This is a genomic window from Pseudomonas sp. SDO5532_S415 (assembly GCF_054071155.1).
Map to the genome: position 1 here is coordinate 1 of NZ_JBSVWS010000073.1, position 15,480 is coordinate 15,480.

General features: G+C 61.1%; 18 protein-coding genes and 1 pseudogene. 8 read left to right on the forward strand and 11 right to left on the reverse strand.

Annotated features, from left to right (window positions below; translation table 11 throughout):
- Positions 1-76 precede the first annotated feature (76 nt).
- The 6 genes from ACW9HW_RS16915 to lptM are packed head-to-tail and all read right to left on the reverse strand — an operon-like array spanning position 77 to position 4,690.
- Positions 77-784 (reverse strand): HAD family hydrolase, encoded by a 708-nt coding sequence (locus ACW9HW_RS16915; RefSeq protein ID WP_457400910.1) that lies wholly within the window; start codon positions 782-784, stop codon positions 77-79.
- Entirely contained in the window at positions 781-1,680 is a 900-nt protein-coding gene (gene xerC / locus ACW9HW_RS16920) for a tyrosine recombinase XerC (RefSeq protein WP_457400912.1), read from the reverse strand. The genes ACW9HW_RS16915 and xerC overlap by 4 nt, the downstream gene beginning before the upstream one ends.
- Before the next feature lie 2 nt (positions 1,681-1,682).
- Entirely contained in the window at positions 1,683-2,408 is a 726-nt protein-coding gene (locus ACW9HW_RS16925; RefSeq protein ID WP_095196223.1) for a DUF484 family protein, read from the reverse strand.
- 13 nt (positions 2,409-2,421) lie between these two features.
- A complete protein-coding gene (gene dapF, locus ACW9HW_RS16930) occupies positions 2,422-3,252 on the reverse strand; it encodes a diaminopimelate epimerase (protein WP_095196224.1) in 831 nt (276 codons plus the stop codon).
- Positions 3,253-3,256: 4 nt separating this feature from the next.
- On the reverse strand, positions 3,257-4,504 hold the full coding sequence (gene lysA / locus ACW9HW_RS16935; protein WP_095196225.1) for a diaminopimelate decarboxylase: 1,248 nt from the start codon (positions 4,502-4,504) through the stop codon (positions 3,257-3,259).
- Between the two features lie 9 nt (positions 4,505-4,513).
- Positions 4,514-4,690, reverse strand: coding sequence for an LPS translocon maturation chaperone LptM (gene lptM / locus ACW9HW_RS16940; protein ID WP_095196226.1), 177 nt, complete (start codon positions 4,688-4,690; stop codon positions 4,514-4,516).
- 295 nt (positions 4,691-4,985) lie between these two features.
- Here lptM and cyaY point away from each other — a divergent pair, with 295 nt between their 5' ends.
- From cyaY to rnk, 3 genes are all read left to right on the forward strand, one after another.
- The gene (gene cyaY, locus ACW9HW_RS16945) at positions 4,986-5,318 is read left to right on the forward strand and encodes an iron donor protein CyaY (RefSeq protein WP_095196227.1); all 333 of its coding nucleotides are present in this window, start codon (positions 4,986-4,988) and stop codon (positions 5,316-5,318) included.
- Positions 5,319-5,322: 4 nt separating this feature from the next.
- Positions 5,323-5,541 carry a DUF1289 domain-containing protein gene (locus ACW9HW_RS16950; protein WP_095196394.1) on the forward strand — a complete coding sequence of 73 codons (219 nt, stop codon included), beginning with the start codon at positions 5,323-5,325 and terminating at the stop codon, positions 5,539-5,541.
- A 281-nt stretch (positions 5,542-5,822) separates the two neighbouring features.
- Positions 5,823-6,233, forward strand: a complete 411-nt coding sequence (gene rnk / locus ACW9HW_RS16955) for a nucleoside diphosphate kinase regulator (protein ID WP_095196229.1) — start codon at positions 5,823-5,825, stop codon at positions 6,231-6,233.
- Positions 6,234-6,240: 7 nt separating this feature from the next.
- Here the strand turns inward: rnk and ACW9HW_RS16960 are convergent, their stop codons facing one another.
- From ACW9HW_RS16960 to ACW9HW_RS16970, 3 genes are all read right to left on the reverse strand, one after another.
- Positions 6,241-9,087 carry a class I adenylate cyclase gene (locus ACW9HW_RS16960; protein WP_457400918.1) on the reverse strand — a complete coding sequence of 949 codons (2,847 nt, stop codon included), beginning with the start codon at positions 9,085-9,087 and terminating at the stop codon, positions 6,241-6,243.
- 192 nt (positions 9,088-9,279) lie between these two features.
- Complete coding sequence (locus ACW9HW_RS16965; RefSeq protein ID WP_095196231.1) at positions 9,280-9,525, reverse strand: TIGR02647 family protein; 246 nt, start codon at positions 9,523-9,525, stop codon at positions 9,280-9,282.
- 243 nt (positions 9,526-9,768) lie between these two features.
- Positions 9,769-10,065: a hypothetical protein gene (locus ACW9HW_RS16970; protein ID WP_095196232.1), complete on the reverse strand. Its 297-nt coding sequence runs from the start codon at positions 10,063-10,065 to the stop codon at positions 9,769-9,771.
- Positions 10,066-10,189: 124 nt separating this feature from the next.
- On the opposite strand from ACW9HW_RS16970, the gene ACW9HW_RS16975 reads away from it, so the two are divergent.
- Positions 10,190-10,849, forward strand: a complete 660-nt coding sequence (locus tag ACW9HW_RS16975; RefSeq protein WP_095196233.1) for a glutathione S-transferase family protein — start codon at positions 10,190-10,192, stop codon at positions 10,847-10,849.
- A gap of 118 nt (positions 10,850-10,967) precedes the next feature.
- Here the strand turns inward: ACW9HW_RS16975 and argH are convergent, their stop codons facing one another.
- Entirely contained in the window at positions 10,968-12,362 is a 1,395-nt protein-coding gene (gene argH / locus ACW9HW_RS16980; protein WP_457400921.1) for an argininosuccinate lyase, read from the reverse strand.
- Complete coding sequence (locus tag ACW9HW_RS16985; protein WP_095196235.1) at positions 12,359-12,544, reverse strand: hypothetical protein; 186 nt, start codon at positions 12,542-12,544, stop codon at positions 12,359-12,361. The genes argH and ACW9HW_RS16985 overlap by 4 nt, the downstream gene beginning before the upstream one ends.
- A gap of 228 nt (positions 12,545-12,772) precedes the next feature.
- Here ACW9HW_RS16985 and ACW9HW_RS16990 point away from each other — a divergent pair.
- The 4 genes and pseudogenes from ACW9HW_RS16990 to ACW9HW_RS17005 all read left to right on the forward strand — a co-directional run.
- Positions 12,773-12,889: pseudogene (locus ACW9HW_RS16990) on the forward strand (sensor histidine kinase); the annotation flags it as partial.
- Positions 12,886-13,632 (forward strand): LytR/AlgR family response regulator transcription factor, encoded by a 747-nt coding sequence (locus ACW9HW_RS16995; protein ID WP_095196236.1) that lies wholly within the window; start codon positions 12,886-12,888, stop codon positions 13,630-13,632. The pseudogene ACW9HW_RS16990 and the gene ACW9HW_RS16995, both read left to right, overlap by 4 nt.
- Before the next feature lie 138 nt (positions 13,633-13,770).
- Complete coding sequence (gene hemC, locus ACW9HW_RS17000) at positions 13,771-14,712, forward strand: hydroxymethylbilane synthase (RefSeq protein ID WP_457400924.1); 942 nt, start codon at positions 13,771-13,773, stop codon at positions 14,710-14,712.
- Positions 14,709-15,476 (forward strand): uroporphyrinogen-III synthase, encoded by a 768-nt coding sequence (locus tag ACW9HW_RS17005; protein ID WP_095196238.1) that lies wholly within the window; start codon positions 14,709-14,711, stop codon positions 15,474-15,476. The genes hemC and ACW9HW_RS17005 overlap by 4 nt, the downstream gene beginning before the upstream one ends.
- The last annotated feature ends 4 nt before the right edge of the window (positions 15,477-15,480 follow it).

Consider the following 15,480-nt stretch of genomic DNA (forward strand, 5'->3'; position numbering starts at 1 on the left):
CCCAAAACCTTTGCGTCTGCTTCGCAGCCGAGCGGGAGCAAGCTCCCTCGCCACAAAAGCCCCCACAGGTTTTGCGTCAGGCAGAGGCCGCATTCCACAACGCCAACAACGCCGGCAGCTCGGTCAGGCTGCGGATCTCGGCATCCGGCAAGCGCTCGGCTTCCCAGGTTTTGCCCGAGGGGTTGAACCAGATCGCCCGCAGCCCCGCTTGTTGGGCGCCGGCAATATCGTCACCCGGATGATCACCGATATGCACTGCCGTCTCAGGGGTTGCACCACCACGCTGCAATGCCTCATGGAACAGTCGCGCATCGGGTTTGGCGATGCCGATGTCTTCGGCGCACAACGCAAACTTGAAGTAGTCCGCCAGCCCCAGTCGCCGTACATCGGCGTTGCCATTGGTGACCACGCCCAGGGCGTAGTGGTTGGCCAGCACCTCCAGGGTCGGTTGCACCTCCGGGAAGATTTCCAGCTGGTGCCGGGCATGCAGGAACACTTCGAAACTCTGGTCGGCCAGGTCCGATGCTTCGGCATGGGTATAACCGGCTTCTTCCAGTGCGTGGAACAACACACGTCGGCGCAGGGCGCTGATACGGTGTTTGAGGCTCGGTTCGTTGCTCAGGATGCGTTCGCGAATGGCCCACAGATGCTCTACCGCAACGTTGCCCAGGTTAGGCGCATGTGCGGTCAGCCATTCACGCAATACGGCTTCGGCGCTGACGATCACCGGGGCGGTGTCCCACAGGGTGTCATCGAGGTCGAAGGTGATCAATTGGATCGTCATGAATCATCGCCTTTAATGCGTTTGGCCCGTGGATGGGCGCTGTCGTAGACCGTGGCCAGGTGCTGGAAGTCCAGGTGGGTGTAGATCTGCGTGGTCTTGATGTCCGAGTGCCCGAGCAGTTCCTGAACCGCCCGCAGGTCTTGGGAGGACTCCAGCAAATGGCTGGCAAAAGAGTGCCGCAACATGTGCGGGTGCAGGTTTTGCCCCAGTTCGCGTTCGCCCGCCGCCTTGACCCGTAGCTGAATGGCCCGCGGCCCCAGGCGTTGCCCTTGCTGGCTGACGAACACCGCATCGTCCGCCGGGTTGGCCATTGCCCGCAAGGGCAGCCACAGTTCCAGCGCCTCGCGAGCCTTCTTGCCCACCGGCAACAGTCGGGTCTTGCTGCCTTTTCCGAGCACCTGGACCATGCCATCGGCCAAATCAAGCTGATCGAGATTCAGTCCGGTCAGTTCCGACAGCCTCAACCCGGAGGAGTAGAAGAGTTCAAGAATCGCTTGATCCCGACGAGCGAGGAAGTCGTCTTCGACCCCACCTTCAAGCAGTTGCAGTGCGCGGTCGGTGTCGAGGGTTTTCGGCAGGCGGCGTTCACCCTTGGGCGGCGCCAGGCCGTTGGCCGGATCGTGGTCGCACAGACCTTCGCGGTTCAGATAATGATAGAGCCCGCGCACCGCCGATAGTAGCCGCGCCAGGCTGCGGGAGGATTGGCCTTGGGCATGCAGGCGGGCGATCAGGCTGCGCAGGCGCTGGATGTCCAGGGCGGCCCAGCTGCCGATGTTCTGTTTGACGCACCAACTCAACACCTTGTCCAGGTCTCGGCGGTAGGCCGACAGCGTGTGCGGCGACACCTGCCGCTCACTGCGCAGGTGTTCGCAGTAAGCGTCCAGTTGCCGTTCCATGATCAGCGTACCGAGCGCAGGGAGCTGTTGATCCGTGGCAGCACGCGGCCCATGACTTCGGCGATGTAGCTCAGGAACAGCGTGCCCACCGAGCTTTTGTAGTGTTGCGGATCACGGCTGGCGATGGCCAGGATGCCGTGGATGCCCTGGTGGGTGATGGCGACGACGGCGGTGGAGCCGATCTGCTTGCGCTGTTCTTCGCCGAACAGGAAGTCCAGTTCGTGCTCGCGCAAGCTGCCGCTGACGCTCTTGTCTTCTTGCAACAAGCCGCCAATGGCCACTTGTGCTTCAGCGTGGGTGACCCAGCGGCCGACCGGCATGGCGTTGTCGCCGAGCAGGATCAGGCTGACGAAGGGCACCTGGAAGTCCTGGCGCAGGCTGTCTTCGACGCACATCACCACGTCTTCCAGGGTGCTGGCGTCCATCAGCGCGAGAATCAGGCGACGGGTCTTGTCGAAGAGGCGGTCGTTGTCACGGGCCACGTCCATCAAGTGCGAAAGGCGGTGGCGCAACTCGATATTGCGGTCGCGCAGAATGGTCATCTGCCGTTCGACCAGAGACACGGTATCGCCGCGTCGGTGGGGAATGCGCAAGGCCGGCAGCAGTTCTTCGTGCTCGACGAAGAAATCCGGATGAGCCTCCAGGTACGCGGCAATCGCCGCCGCCTCCAGGCTTTCGGACGCTGATTCGTCGGGCTGTCGGGCGGGTACCTGAGGCTTATCGGTCATGGCTTCGGCTCATTCAAAGACGCACTTGTCCTTCGTATACGCGCACTGCCGGGCCGGTCATCATGACCGGTTGGCCAGGGCCTGCCCATTCAATGGACAGGCGCCCGCCAGGCAGGTCGATCAATAGCGGCGAATCCATCCACCCCTGGCTGATCGCGGCCACTGCGGCGGCGCAGGCGCCGGTACCGCAGGCCTGGGTTTCCCCGGCTCCGCGTTCCCAGACGCGCAATTGCGCGCGGCCCCGGTCGATGACCTGGAGAAAACCGACATTGACCCGTGCCGGAAAGCGCGGGTGATGTTCGATTTTCGGTCCCAGTTCATGCACCGGTGCGGCGTTGATGTCGCTGACCCGCAGTACGGCATGGGGGTTGCCCATGGACACTGCGGCCAGCTCGACCGGCGCACCGTCGACGTCGACCTGATAGCTCAGGGCCTGCTCCGGCGCCTGGAACGGAATATCCGCCGGCACCAGGCGCGGGGCACCCATATTGACGCCGATCTGCCCATCGTTGCGAACATCCAGTTCGATGATGCCACTTTTGGTCTCGACACGGATCTGCCGCTTTGCGGTCAGGCGCTTGTCGAGCACAAAACGGGCGAAGCAGCGTGCACCGTTACCGCACTGTTCCACTTCAGAGCCATCGGAGTTAAAGATCCGATAGCGGAAATCCACGTCCGGGTTGCTTGGCGCTTCGACGATCAGCAGCTGGTCGAAACCGATACCGGTATGCCGATCGCCCCACAACTTGGCGTGCTTGGGCAGAATGTGCGCGTGCTGGCTGACCAGGTCGAGGACCATGAAGTCATTGCCCAGGCCGTGCATCTTGGTGAAACGCAGCAGCATGGTTTTACTCCGGCAGCAGGCTTTCGCCAGCAAACAACTCGGCTACCGTCTCACGGCGACGCACTTCAAATGCCTGATCACCGTCCACCAACACTTCGGCGGCGCGGCCGCGGGTGTTGTAGTTGGAACTCATGACAAACCCGTAGGCGCCGGCCGAATGCACGGCCAGCAGATCGCCTTCTTCCAGGGCCAGCTCACGCTCTTTGGCCAGGAAGTCGCCGGTTTCGCAGATCGGGCCGACGATGTCGTAGGCGCGGGCAGGGGTGCTGCGCGGGCGCACGGCGGTGACGTCCATCCAGGCCTGATACAGCGCCGGGCGGATCAGGTCGTTCATGGCCGCATCGACGATGGCGAAGTCTTTGTGTTCGGTGTGCTTGAGGTACTCGACCTGCGTCAGCAGCACGCCGGCGTTGGCCACGATGAAGCGGCCCGGCTCGAACACCAGCGCCAGATCGCGACCGTCGAGACGCTCGCGCACGGCTTTGATGTAGTCGCCGGCCAATGGCGGCTCTTCATCGCGATAACGTACGCCCAGACCGCCACCGAGGTCGATGTGACGCAGGTAGATGCCGCAATCGCCGAGGCGGTCGACCAGGCCCAGCAGGCGGTCGAGGGCGTCGATGAACGGCGGCAGGGTGGTCAGTTGCGAGCCGATATGGCAATCGACGCCGACCACTTCCAGGTTCGGCAGCTGTGCGGCACGCACGTACACGTCTTCGGCGTCGGCGATGGCGATGCCGAACTTGTTCTCTTTGAGACCGGTGGAAATGTACGGGTGAGTACCGGCATCGACGTCCGGGTTCACGCGCAGCGAGATCGGTGCGCGAACGCCAAGCTCGGCAGCAACCACTTGCAGGCGTTCCAGTTCGTCGGTGGATTCGACGTTGAAGCAGTGCACGCCGACTTCCAGGGCGCGACGCATGTCGTCACGGGTCTTGCCGACGCCGGAGAACACGATCTTGTCGGCGCTGCCGCCAGCGGCCAGTACGCGTTCCAGTTCGCCACGGGACACGATGTCGAAACCGGCGCCCAGACGCGCCAGGACATTCAGTACACCGAGGTTGGAGTTGGCCTTGACCGCGAAGCAGACCAGGTGCGGCATGCCGGCCAGCGCATCGGCGTAAGCCAGGTATTGGGCTTCGATGTGGGCACGGGAATAAACATAGGTCGGTGTACCAAAGCGATCGGCGATGGCAGACAGGGCAACACCTTCCGCGAACAGTTCACCGTCACGGTAGTTAAAAGCGTCCATGAGGTTCCCTTATTGGTAGACGTCGTGCTTGTGCGCCTTGGAAGCAGGCTGCTTTTGCGAGGACTGGGCCTGCTCTGCAGGGTCCTGGTCGGGATCGGGCAGATACAGCGGGCCTTTTTGACCACAGGCCGACACCAGGCAAGCAACCGCGACGAGCGCAGCAAGGGAAGAGATCAGGCGCTTCATGGCGAAATCCTTGAAAATGCATTAATTGCGCCGGAGTATACCGGCCACCCGGCAGCTTGCCTATGCGATGCGGCTCCCGTCCGGCGGGCCTTGCAAGATGCCTGTCGGTATCATGCAATCCCTGTGGGAGCGAGCCTGCTGGCGAAGGCGGTGGGTCAACCAACTATGCTGGTGGATGTGCCGGCCTCTTCGCGAGCAGGCTCGCTCCCACAAATCGTAATCCTTTGCATTCGGCAAGCAGCGCCCGTATCTTGCGGCGCTTGAGCCTGATCAGACACTTTTTGAGGTTGCCGTAATGAGTTTGTCCGAAGCCCGTTTCCACGATCTGGTCGATGCCACCCAGCAAACCCTGGAGGACATCTTTGACGAAAGCGACCTGGATATCGATCTGGAGAGTTCGGCCGGTGTGCTGACCGTCAAGTTCGAAAACGGCACTCAGTTGATCTTCAGCCGTCAGGAGCCGTTGCGGCAGTTGTGGCTGGCGGCGGTGTCCGGCGGCTTCCACTTCGATTACGACGAAGAGAGCGAACGCTGGATGTGCGACAAGAGCGAAGAGCAGTTGGGTGAAATGCTTGAGCGCATCGTCAAGCAACAGGCTGATGTTGAACTCGATTTCGAAGGTCTGTGAGGCCGTGACCCAGCCTGCGCCTGCTCGTCCGCCCAAGCCGCTGTACAGTAATGTCAGCCCGGCGGTGCCATCGCCGTGCAGCGGTGTGTGCCGGCTGGACGAACAGAAAGTCTGTCTCGGTTGTTTCCGCCATGTTGAAGATATCCGTGAGTGGCGCTCGGCGGACGATGAGCGGCGACGGGTGATTTGTGCACAGGCTGCTCAACGCAAATCCTGCGTCTGACGCTATCCCTGTGGGAGCGAGCCTGCTCGCGAAAACGGTGTGTCAGTCAAGCAGTTATCGACTGATACACCCTATTCGCGAGCAGGCTCGCTCCCACAGTGTTTTCTATACGCCGCTTTCTAACGCCCTCCTGTCGGCACCGTGGCTGCCCTCGACTTGTATATTTTTTGAGCTGTGATAGTGTCCAGATAAGCCTCAACCCATCGAGGCTCGTGAAAACCCCGCCTTTTTCTGGCGGGGTTTTGCTTTTTTCGTGCAGAAGAAAGGAGTCTGCCCTGATCATGACCGCACCTTCCATCACCCTTACCCGTCTGGACGTCCAGCGTCTGGAGCGTCTGATCGACAGCCTGGATGAAACCCTGCCGGGCGTTATTGCGCTGCAAACCGAGCTGGATCGCGCCGACACGCTGGTCGGCCACGATGAAGTGCCCGCCGATGTCGTGACCATGAATTCCCGCGTTCACTGCCGTGAAGAGATCAGCGGCAAGGACTATCACCTGACCCTGGTTTACCCCAAGGATGCCAATGCCGACGAAGGCAAGATTTCCATTCTGGCGCCAGTGGGCAGTGCGTTGCTCGGCCTGAAGGTCGGACAGCACATCGATTGGCCGGCACCGGGCGGAAAGACCCTGAAACTGACCTTGCTGGAAGTTGAATCGCAGCCGGCCAACGGTGGTGACTTTCCGGAGTAACGACCGATCAGACCTGCCCGAGCGCCTCGTTCAATGCGCGCTCCAGATCGGCCTTGTAACGCAGATACAGATTGCTTGAGCCATGACCATCACCGAGCAGGCCCGACAGGTCCAGATCGGTGATGTAGCAGCGGTAGCGCTCGGTCTCGCGGCGCTGCTCGACGATCTCCCGGGCGACCACACTGAACAGTTGGTCGCCATGCTCCAGCTCTGAAAACTCCCGCTGATTACAGTACAAGGTGACGTGCGCCTTGCCCGGCGCGGCTTTGCCTACGATCGCCTGCACGTCATAGAACGGTTTGTTGACCGGTGTTTGCGGCGCCGGACGGGCTTCGACCCGGCGCGCCCGGCCTGTACTTGACGGCAGGATCTGGTAATACAGGCTCTCCAGGCTCCGGGGCTGAGTGGCGTCCATCGGCAGCAAAGCCTCACGCCGGTACTGGATCGACAGCAGGAATCGTTGCAGCGGCACCAGCAGGCTTTGCTCGTCGTGCCATGGCAAGCGTTGCTGCCACAAGGCATTGAATTCATCCAGCACGTACAGATCGGCCTGGTCTTCGTTGATCCGGTAGAACACCTGAATGCAATCCGGCTGGCCCATGGGCAGGAGCAGCGCGAGGTCGTGGTCTTCGAGTGCCATCGAGTCCAGGTGCAGCGGGCTGTAGCGGGTCAGGTCTTCGCTCAGGTAATCGCAGAGCGCCGGCAGCGTGGCGAGGGCGACGTGCCTGACATGGCCGGGCACCAGCTCCAGTACGTGGTAATGCTGCTGGACCTGAACCAGGTAGCGATGATTGAGTTTGCTAAGCAGCAGGTTCTGCGCCGTGTCGAGGATGTCCTCGACACGCTGGGCGATGAACTGCGCGCGGTTGTGGCAGAAGCAGCGCACGCGCAATCGGGGTTGTCGCCGGTCTTGCGGCAGGTTGTTGAGGTAATCGCGCAGGCAATCGAGCAGGGCGTGAGGGCCGTCGAAGCGGCTGACCAATACTTCGTTCCAGCTGTTGAGCGTGACCTGGTCCAGGGTCAGCACCAGATTTTCCCGAACCCCGGCGTAACTCAGGGAGTCGGTGCGCTCGGTGGTCATCAGGATGTTCAGGTCGCGGTGATGCTTGAGCGGATCGACACCGACGTTCACCAGAATCAGCACTTCGCTGGGCACGCTGGCCCGCAGCAAGGGTTCTTCGGCGATGGTTGGCAGAGGCAGGGCAATGGTCTGTTGCAGGCTGCCGAGCAGGTTGAACAGCTCGAATTCGCTGAGGTCGCTACCGCCGGGGTGCAAGGCCAGGCGGGTGCTGCTGTCGATCACACCGTTGCGGTGGCACCAGGTCAGCAATTCGAGCAATTGGCGGCTGCGCTTGATCGGGGCGAAATGCTCCCACTCAAGGGCGGTCAGGCTGCCGTTGTACAGGCCCCACTGAGACTGCCCCGGTTCCTTCTTGTTTACCGCGTGCACCAGCGTCAGGGTGTCTTCGGCCAGATCCGGGGCGATGCCCGGGTTGATGAATTCGATCTTGTCCGCCTTGCGTTCGAAGGCCGCGTAGAGTCGTCGGCCCAGTACGCTGAGGTCGCGCTTGTTGATGAGGCTGACGGTTTGTTCGTTGCGGGCGAACTGGGTCAGGAAGCGGTAACTGTAATTCAGCTCGTTGACCAGGGCTCGGCGCTCGGAGCTGACCTGACGGACTTTCCACTGGCTACGGCTGTCGAGCAGGGCCAATTGGCGCTGGTCCCATCGCCATTCGTGGGCCAGGCGCTCGAGCAGCGTGCGTTGCCAGCCCTGGGTACGGCCGCTGCTGCCGGTGAGCTTGCGATTGACCTTCAGATACAGCGCGCGCCGCACCAGCTCCAGACGTTCTGGCTCGTTGCGGGCGATGAGGTATTCCTCGATGCGCCGGTAAACCACCACGTAGGGGTCCAGTTCATCGAGGTCAAGCCGGTTGGCAAACACGGCTTGCTTGAAGCGCAGGCTCAGGCACTGGACCCTCGGGTGTTCGCTGGCGTAGACCTCGGTCAGCAGCAACTTGAGGACCGATTTGTAAGGCGACTCGATACCCTTGAACAGCTGCCACAGACCGGCGCCGATGAACTCGCCGGGCGGAATGAACGCCAGCGGTCCCAGGTCGAGGGTTTCGTCGGCGCGGATGAAACGCTTTGACAGCAGCGTATGGATGTAGCGGTCGTAACTCGCTTCTTCATAGACCGGTACCAGCCACCAGATCGGCGTACGCCCGGCCAGCCAGATCGCGGTGCGATAGAACTCGTCGAGCAGCAGGTAGTGCTGGGTGGTGCCGCAATTTTCGGAACTGAGTTGATTGTCGCGCTCGCCTCTCACGAAACGGGCCGGGTCGATCAGGAAGAAGTGCGCCTCGGCGCCCTGGCTGGCAGCCCAGGCCTCCAGCAACTGACATTTCTTGCGCAGCTCGCCGAGTTCGTTCTCGCTCAAATCCGAGCTGTGACACACCCACACATCCATGTCGCTCTGGTCGGCCTGGGCGAGGGTGCCGAGGCTGCCCATCAGGAACAGGCCGTGAATCGGTCGTGGCGGGTTGCTGCCGTGGCGTGGCTTATAGGAAAACGAGCGGGTCAGGCGTTGGGCTTCGGCGAGGACGTTGGCGTCGGGTTCGAAATTCGACAGTCCGGCCGGTGTGCTGCCTGAAACATAACCCGGCAACAGCGGATGATTGACGTGGAAAAACAACGGCAGAAGGTTGAGCACCCCTTGCTGGCGGGTCGACAAACCCTCCAGGGCGCGCGCCATGCGGCCTTCGTTGAGCTTGAGAAAACGTGCGCGCAGCTGGCTGAGAACCTTGCGGTCAATTCCCTCGTCCAGATCGGGGCGGATTTCATGGTGGCGGGTCATGTCAGCTCAAACCGGCTCGCAGGGCTCGGACGTGGGGCTCTCGGATGAAGGCAGTTTAGCGCCTCGGTCCTGGGACATTTAAGCTGATTTTGTTTTTCTGGCGTCAGATTTATACCGCAAGGCGACGCCGGACAGCAGAGGTTGCCCGCGGAAATCCCGCAGCAGGGGTTTCCGTGGGCGATGCAGTGGAATTCAGGCTGTTTCTTCGGCTTTCAAAATAGTGAGCACGGTTTGCACACTTTGCGCGGCATCACGTCCCAGGCTGGTCAGATAACCACCATCGGGCTGGTCAATCAGTTCTTTTTCGTACAGGCGTTGGGCGGCGGCAATGGCTTTCGGGGCAGCGGTCTGATGAATTTTCAGGCCTTCCTGGGAACTGTCCAGGTTGAAGAGTGCGAGGATTTCCAGTTCGGCAACCAACTCAGGGGTAAGCGACATAAGGACTCCAGACTTTCTAGGAATTGGACGACAGCGCCCCTAAGGTGAACCCGCCGGTGCGGCATGTCCAGTGCTCGAGACAGCCTTTTTTCGCCGGGGGATGCATTCCCCGGAATCGGGGGTGGTTTTCTGTAGGAGCGAGCTCTGCTCGCGATGGTCTTCAACGATTACGCGTAAAACCAGCTGCACAGTGGCGCTTTCGGGTTTTTCGCGAGCAAGCTCGCTCCTACAGGAGAGCGGGGGTTATTTCTTTTCCGGCGGCAGCTCTGGCAGTGCGCGCAGCGCAGCTTCGTACCATTCGGTGTTGAACGCGCGGTCTTCTTCGAGGATCGCGTCGATTTCTACCGCTAATACGTGGGCCATCAAGTTGAGGATTTCCTCGCGCTCATAACCCACCAGTGTCAGCTTGTTGAACGTCGCCTTGGCCGCTGGCGGGTTTTCGCTTTCGATCTGGTTTTCGATGGCTTCGATCAGCGTGTTCTCGGCGAACTCTTCTTCGTCGATGTCGTCTTGGCTGGTGCCGGGGGTTGGCTCGCTCATGGCAGGCTCCTCTAGGAAAGGTGGCCAGTTTACCTGCATTCAGGGCTGTGATGCTGCTGGCGAGAAAGCCCCCGGCGTTCTATAACAGGCACTGCCAACCCCTGCACGGCCTGGAGGCTTTGTGATGCTCAAGCTTTATGGATTTTCCGTCAGCAACTACTACAACATGGTCAAGCTGGCGTTACTGGAAAAAGGACTGTCATTCGAAGAAGTGCCGTTTTACGCCGGCCAGACTCCCGAGGCGCTGGCTATCAGCCCCCGTGGCAAAGTACCGGTACTGGGCGTCGAGCAGGGTTTCATCAATGAAACCAGCGTGATCCTCGAGTACATCGAGCAAAGCCAGAAAGGCACACCACTGCTGCCGAGTGATCCCTTTGAGCGGGCGCAGGTGTTGGCGCTGGCCAAGGAGATCGAGCTGTATATCGAACTGCCGGCTCGCGCCTGTTATCCCGAAGCGTTTTTCGGCATGACGCTACCGGATGCGATCAAGGAAAAAACCAAAACCGAGCTGCTGCTGGGGATTGCATCCCTGGGTCGGCACGGCAAGTTCAGCCCCTACGTGGCGGGCAACAATCTGAGCGTGGCGGATCTGTACTTCCTGTATAGCGTGCCGCTGGCCTGCGGGGTGGCGAAGAAGCTGTTTGAAATCGATCTGTTGGCGGAGCTGCCCGCAGCCAAGGAATTGCTGGATCGTCTGGGGGACAATCCAAATGTCCAACGGATTGCGGCGGATCGGGAAGCGGCGATGCCAGCGTTCATGGCGATGGTCGCGTCCAAGAAGTAGGTTTTCAGTGTCCTGAAGTCAGTCATCGCGGGCAAGCCCGCTCCCACAAGGATCTTCGACTGTCCCAATATCCGGGGCAGGCAGAAAACCTGTGGGAGCGGGCTAGCCCGCGATACTTTTAGCGGCTGGCGATCAGAGCCTGACCGCGCGCTACTGCAGCCTTCACTTGCGCCGGAGCAGTACCGCCGATGTGGTTGCGGGCATTGACCGAACCTTCCAGTGTCAGCACGGCGAACACGTCCTGATCGATCTGGTCGCTGAACTTGCGCAGTTCTTCCAGGCTCATTTCCGCCAGGTCCTTGCCGGTTTCCACGCCGTACTTCACGGCATGGCCGACGATTTCGTGGCAGTCACGGAATGGCAGGCCGCGGCGCACCAGGTAGTCGGCCAGGTCGGTGGCGGTGGAGAAACCGCGCAGCGCCGCTTCGCGCATCATGGCGTGCTTGGGCTTGATCGCCGGGATCATGTCGGCAAAGGCCCGCAACGAGTCGCGCAGGGTATCGGCGGCGTCGAACAGCGGTTCCTTGTCTTCCTGGTTGTCCTTGTTGTAGGCCAGCGGCTGGCCTTTCATCAGGGTCAGCAGGCCCATCAGCGCACCGAACACACGACCGGTCTTGCCGCGCACCAGTTCCGGAACGTCCGGGTTTTTCTTTTGCGGCATGATCGAGCTGCCGGTGCAGAAGCGGTCCGGCAGATCGATGAACTGGAACTGCGCACTGGTCCAAAGCACCAGCTCTTCGGAGAAGCGCGACAGGTGCATCATCGCGATGCTCGCAGCCGAGCAGAATTCGATGGCGAAGTCGCGATCGGACACGTTGTCCAGGGAGTTGCCGCCGACCGCGTCGAAGCCCAGCAGTTGGGCGGTGTATTCGCGGTCGATCGGGTAGGTGGTGCCGGCCAGTGCAGCGCTGCCCAGTGGCATGCGGTTGGTGCGCTTGCGGCAGTCGACCAGGCGTTCGTAGTCGCGGCTGAGCATTTCGAACCAGGCCAGCATGTGGTGCCCGAAGGTCACCGGCTGCGCGGTTTGCAGGTGGGTGAAGCCAGGCATGATGCTGCCCGCTTCGCGCTCGGCCTGCTCCAGCAAGCCTTTTTGCAGGCGGGTGATTTCGCCCAGGATCAGGTCGATCTCGTCGCGCAGCCACAGACGGATGTCGGTGGCGACCTGGTCGTTGCGGCTGCGGCCGGTGTGCAGCTTTTTACCGGTCACGCCGATGCGGTCGGTCAGGCGCGCCTCGATGTTCATGTGCACATCTTCGAGGTCGACGCGCCAGTCGAACTGGCCGGCCTCGATTTCACCCTGGATGGTCTTCAGGCCATCGGTGATGCTGTCGCGCTCGGCATCGGTCAGCACGCCGACCTTGGCCAGCATGGTGGCGTGGGCGATCGAGCCCATGATGTCGTGGCGATACAGGCGCTGGTCGAAGGTGACGGAGGCGGTGAAGCGGGCGACGAAGGCGTCGACGGGTTCACTGAAGCGGCCGCCCCAGGACTGATTGGTCTTGTCAGTGCTCATGAATTCGCTCGTATCGGCTGAAGAAAGATGGCGTTAAAGCTGCCGCGGATAATAACAGGGTTGCCAAGCCTGTCGCTGACACTGGTCGACTGGTTTGCAGGAGCGAGCTTGCTCGCGATGAACCTGAGAGCGACGCGCGTATCCAGATAGCCCACATTATCGTTAACGCCCATCGCGAGCATGCTCGCTCCTACAGTTTTCACTATAAGCACAACGATATTTTTCAATTGAGCAATAACGTCCCGGCAACCGTCTACAGTTGGACAGTAGGATCAGCGCACTTCTCGGTGCAGACGCTGACTATAAGAAGAGGGGTGTTCATATTGCGTATCAGCAAACCCTGTGGCGATGTGTCGCCAATGCGGGCCTGGGCCGCCAATCGCCCGGCAGATGAAAATTTAGCCGTCGGACCAGCGGCACTTTTTGACGCTCGCGCTAGTCTTAGCGTGGATCGCGGTGACGGACGTCACTTCACCTGTCTACGCTATCCTTGTGCGAGACTCACGCAGGAATCCAGCGCAATATGAATGTCCTGATCGTTGATGACGACCCCCTTGCCCGCGAGCGCCTGAGCCGAATGGTTGGTGAACTCGAGGGATACAGTGTCCTGGAGCCAAGCGCCACGAACGGCGAAGAAGCACTGGCACTGATCGACAGCCACAAGCCGGATATCGTTCTGCTCGATATCCGCATGCCAGGTCTCGACGGCCTGCAAGTGGCCGCGCGATTGTGCGAGCGCGAAACCCCGCCGGCCGTGGTGTTCTGCACAGGTTCCGATGAATTTGCCGTGGAAGCCTTACAGGCCAGCGCCGTAGGTTATCTGGTGAAACCGGTGAGAACTGAACATTTACATGACGCATTAAAAAAAGCCGAACGCCCCAATCGTGTCCAACTCTCGGCCCTGACCCGTCCGGCCGCCGAAAGTGGCAGTGGCCCTCGCAGCCATATCAGCGCCCGCACCCGAAAGGGGATCGAGCTGATTCCGCTGGATCAGGTGGTCTACTTTATCGCCGATCACAAATACGTGACCTTGCGCCACGAAGCCGGCGAAGTGTTGCTCGATGAACCGCTCAAGGCCCTCGAAGACGAATTTGGTGACCGTTTCGTGCGCATCCACCGCAATGCACTGGTCGCCCGCGAGCGCATCGAGCGCTTGCAACGAACGCCTCTGGGGCATTTCCAGCTGTTCCTCAAAGGCCTGAACGGCGACGCTTTGATTGTCAGTCGGCGCCATGTGGCCGGCGTACGGAAGATGATGCAGCAGCTTTGATTCGCTGATCACAGGCGGATTTCACACCCGATTGCCGGACATCCGGGGCCAGGGAGGCCGAGTAGTTTCTGATACAAGTCAAAGTGGATTTGGCTGAGCTGTTATTATCTGCCGTATCTATTCAGTACGGATTGATCCATGTCCTCTCGCCAGATCCGCATCGCCACCCGCAAAAGTGCTCTCGCCCTGTGGCAGGCCGAATACGTCAAAGCCCGTCTGGAAGAGGCCCATCCGGGCCTGCTCGTGACGCTGGTTCCGATGGTCAGTCGCGGCGACAAGCTGCTCGACTCGCCGTTGTCGAAAATCGGCGGCAAGGGCCTGTTCGTCAAAGAGCTGGAAACCGCGCTGCTGGAAAACGAAGCCGACATCGCCGTGCACTCCATGAAAGACGTGCCGATGGACTTCCCGCAAGGCCTGGGCCTGTTCTGTATCTGCGAGCGCGAAGACCCGCGTGATGCATTTGTCTCCAATAGCTATGCCAGCCTTGAGGCGTTGCCGCCCGGCAGCATCGTCGGTACCTCTAGTCTGCGCCGTCAGGCCCAGTTGCTGACTCGTCGTCCGGACCTGGAAATCCGTTTCCTGCGCGGCAACGTCAATACGCGCCTGGCCAAGCTCGATGCCGGCGAATACGACGCTATTATCCTCGCGTCCGCCGGTTTGATCCGGCTGGGATTTGAGGACCGCATCACCTCGGCCATCAGTGTCGACGACAGTCTGCCGGCCGGTGGCCAGGGCGCGGTGGGGATCGAGTGCCGCAGCGCTGACAGCGAAATTCACGCGTTGCTGGCACCACTGCATCATCAGGACACCGCCACCCGTGTGACCGCCGAGCGTGCCCTTAACAAACACCTGAATGGCGGCTGCCAGGTGCCGATCGCCTGTTACGCCGTGCTTGAAGGCGAGCAGGTCTGGTTGCGTGGCCTGGTGGGTGATCCGAGTGGCGGTCTGTTGCTCAGCGCCCAGGCGCGTGCGCCGCGTGGCGATGCCGAAGCCCTGGGTGTGCGCGTGGCCGAAGACCTGTTGAGCCAAGGTGCCGCTGACATTCTGAAAGCGGTCTATGGCGAGGCAGGTCACGAGTGACTGGCTGGCGCCTGCTGCTGACGCGTCCGGCGGATGAGTCGGCGGTGCTGAGTGGTCTCCTGGCCGAACAGGGGATTTTCAGTAGCAGCTTGCCGCTTTTGGACATCGTGCCGATCCCGGCCTCTGACACAATGCGTGACGTGATCCGAGGCCTGGATCGCTATTGTGCATTGATCGTGGTCAGCAAGCCCGCCGCACGGATCGGCATCGAACTGCTCGACCGGTTTTGCTCGCAAACACCGCGTGTGAAATGGTTCAGCGTCGGCGCGGCGACGGCGCAGATTCTTCAGGATCGCGGCCTGGACGTGAGCTTCCCGGAGGATGGCGATGACAGTGAAGCCTTGCTTGAGCTGGCGAATTTGCGCGAGGCTGTCGCCCGGCCTGATCCGCGTGTGCTGATCCTGCGTGGGGAGGGTGGTCGCGAGTGGCTGGCTGAGCGCTTGCGAGAGCGAGGTGCTAGTGTCGAGTATCTGGAGTTGTACCGCCGCGAGCTGCCGCCATACCCGCCGGCAGCGCTGTCGGAACTGATCGAAGCGGAACGCCTGAATGCGCTGGTGGTCAGCAGTGGACAGGGTTTTGAGCACCTGCATCAACTGGCTGGCGATGCCTGGCCGCAGTTGGCGCGGATGCCGTTGTTTGTACCAAGCCCCAGGGTCGCCGAGCTGGCACATGCCGCCGGGGCCCTGACAGTTGTGGATTGTCGTGGCGCCAGTGCCGCGGCTTTGCTGACGGCGTTACGGGAGCATCCCGTGCCCGTTCTCTAATGCA

What these genes read in the sequence shown, in the direction of transcription:
- ACW9HW_RS16915 (WP_457400910.1), bottom strand. Translation starts at nt 784, where the DNA reads ATGACGATCCAATTGATCACCTTCGACCTCGATGACACCCTGTGGGAC.
- xerC (WP_457400912.1), bottom strand. Translation starts at nt 1,680, where the DNA reads ATGGAACGGCAACTGGACGCTTACTGCGAACACCTGCGCAGTGAGCGG.
- ACW9HW_RS16925 (WP_095196223.1), bottom strand. Translation starts at nt 2,408, where the DNA reads ATGACCGATAAGCCTCAGGTACCCGCCCGACAGCCCGACGAATCAGCG.
- dapF (WP_095196224.1), bottom strand. Translation starts at nt 3,252, where the DNA reads ATGCTGCTGCGTTTCACCAAGATGCACGGCCTGGGCAATGACTTCATG.
- lysA (WP_095196225.1), bottom strand. Translation starts at nt 4,504, where the DNA reads ATGGACGCTTTTAACTACCGTGACGGTGAACTGTTCGCGGAAGGTGTT.
- lptM (WP_095196226.1), bottom strand. Translation starts at nt 4,690, where the DNA reads ATGAAGCGCCTGATCTCTTCCCTTGCTGCGCTCGTCGCGGTTGCTTGC.
- cyaY (WP_095196227.1), top strand. Translation starts at nt 4,986, where the DNA reads ATGAGTTTGTCCGAAGCCCGTTTCCACGATCTGGTCGATGCCACCCAG.
- rnk (WP_095196229.1), top strand. Translation starts at nt 5,823, where the DNA reads ATGACCGCACCTTCCATCACCCTTACCCGTCTGGACGTCCAGCGTCTG.
- ACW9HW_RS16960 (WP_457400918.1), bottom strand. Translation starts at nt 9,087, where the DNA reads ATGACCCGCCACCATGAAATCCGCCCCGATCTGGACGAGGGAATTGAC.
- ACW9HW_RS16965 (WP_095196231.1), bottom strand. Translation starts at nt 9,525, where the DNA reads ATGTCGCTTACCCCTGAGTTGGTTGCCGAACTGGAAATCCTCGCACTC.
- ACW9HW_RS16970 (WP_095196232.1), bottom strand. Translation starts at nt 10,065, where the DNA reads ATGAGCGAGCCAACCCCCGGCACCAGCCAAGACGACATCGACGAAGAA.
- ACW9HW_RS16975 (WP_095196233.1), top strand. Translation starts at nt 10,190, where the DNA reads ATGCTCAAGCTTTATGGATTTTCCGTCAGCAACTACTACAACATGGTC.
- argH (WP_457400921.1), bottom strand. Translation starts at nt 12,362, where the DNA reads ATGAGCACTGACAAGACCAATCAGTCCTGGGGCGGCCGCTTCAGTGAA.
- ACW9HW_RS16985 (WP_095196235.1), bottom strand. Translation starts at nt 12,544, where the DNA reads ATGCTCGCGATGGGCGTTAACGATAATGTGGGCTATCTGGATACGCGC.
- ACW9HW_RS16995 (WP_095196236.1), top strand. Translation starts at nt 12,886, where the DNA reads ATGAATGTCCTGATCGTTGATGACGACCCCCTTGCCCGCGAGCGCCTG.
- hemC (WP_457400924.1), top strand. Translation starts at nt 13,771, where the DNA reads ATGTCCTCTCGCCAGATCCGCATCGCCACCCGCAAAAGTGCTCTCGCC.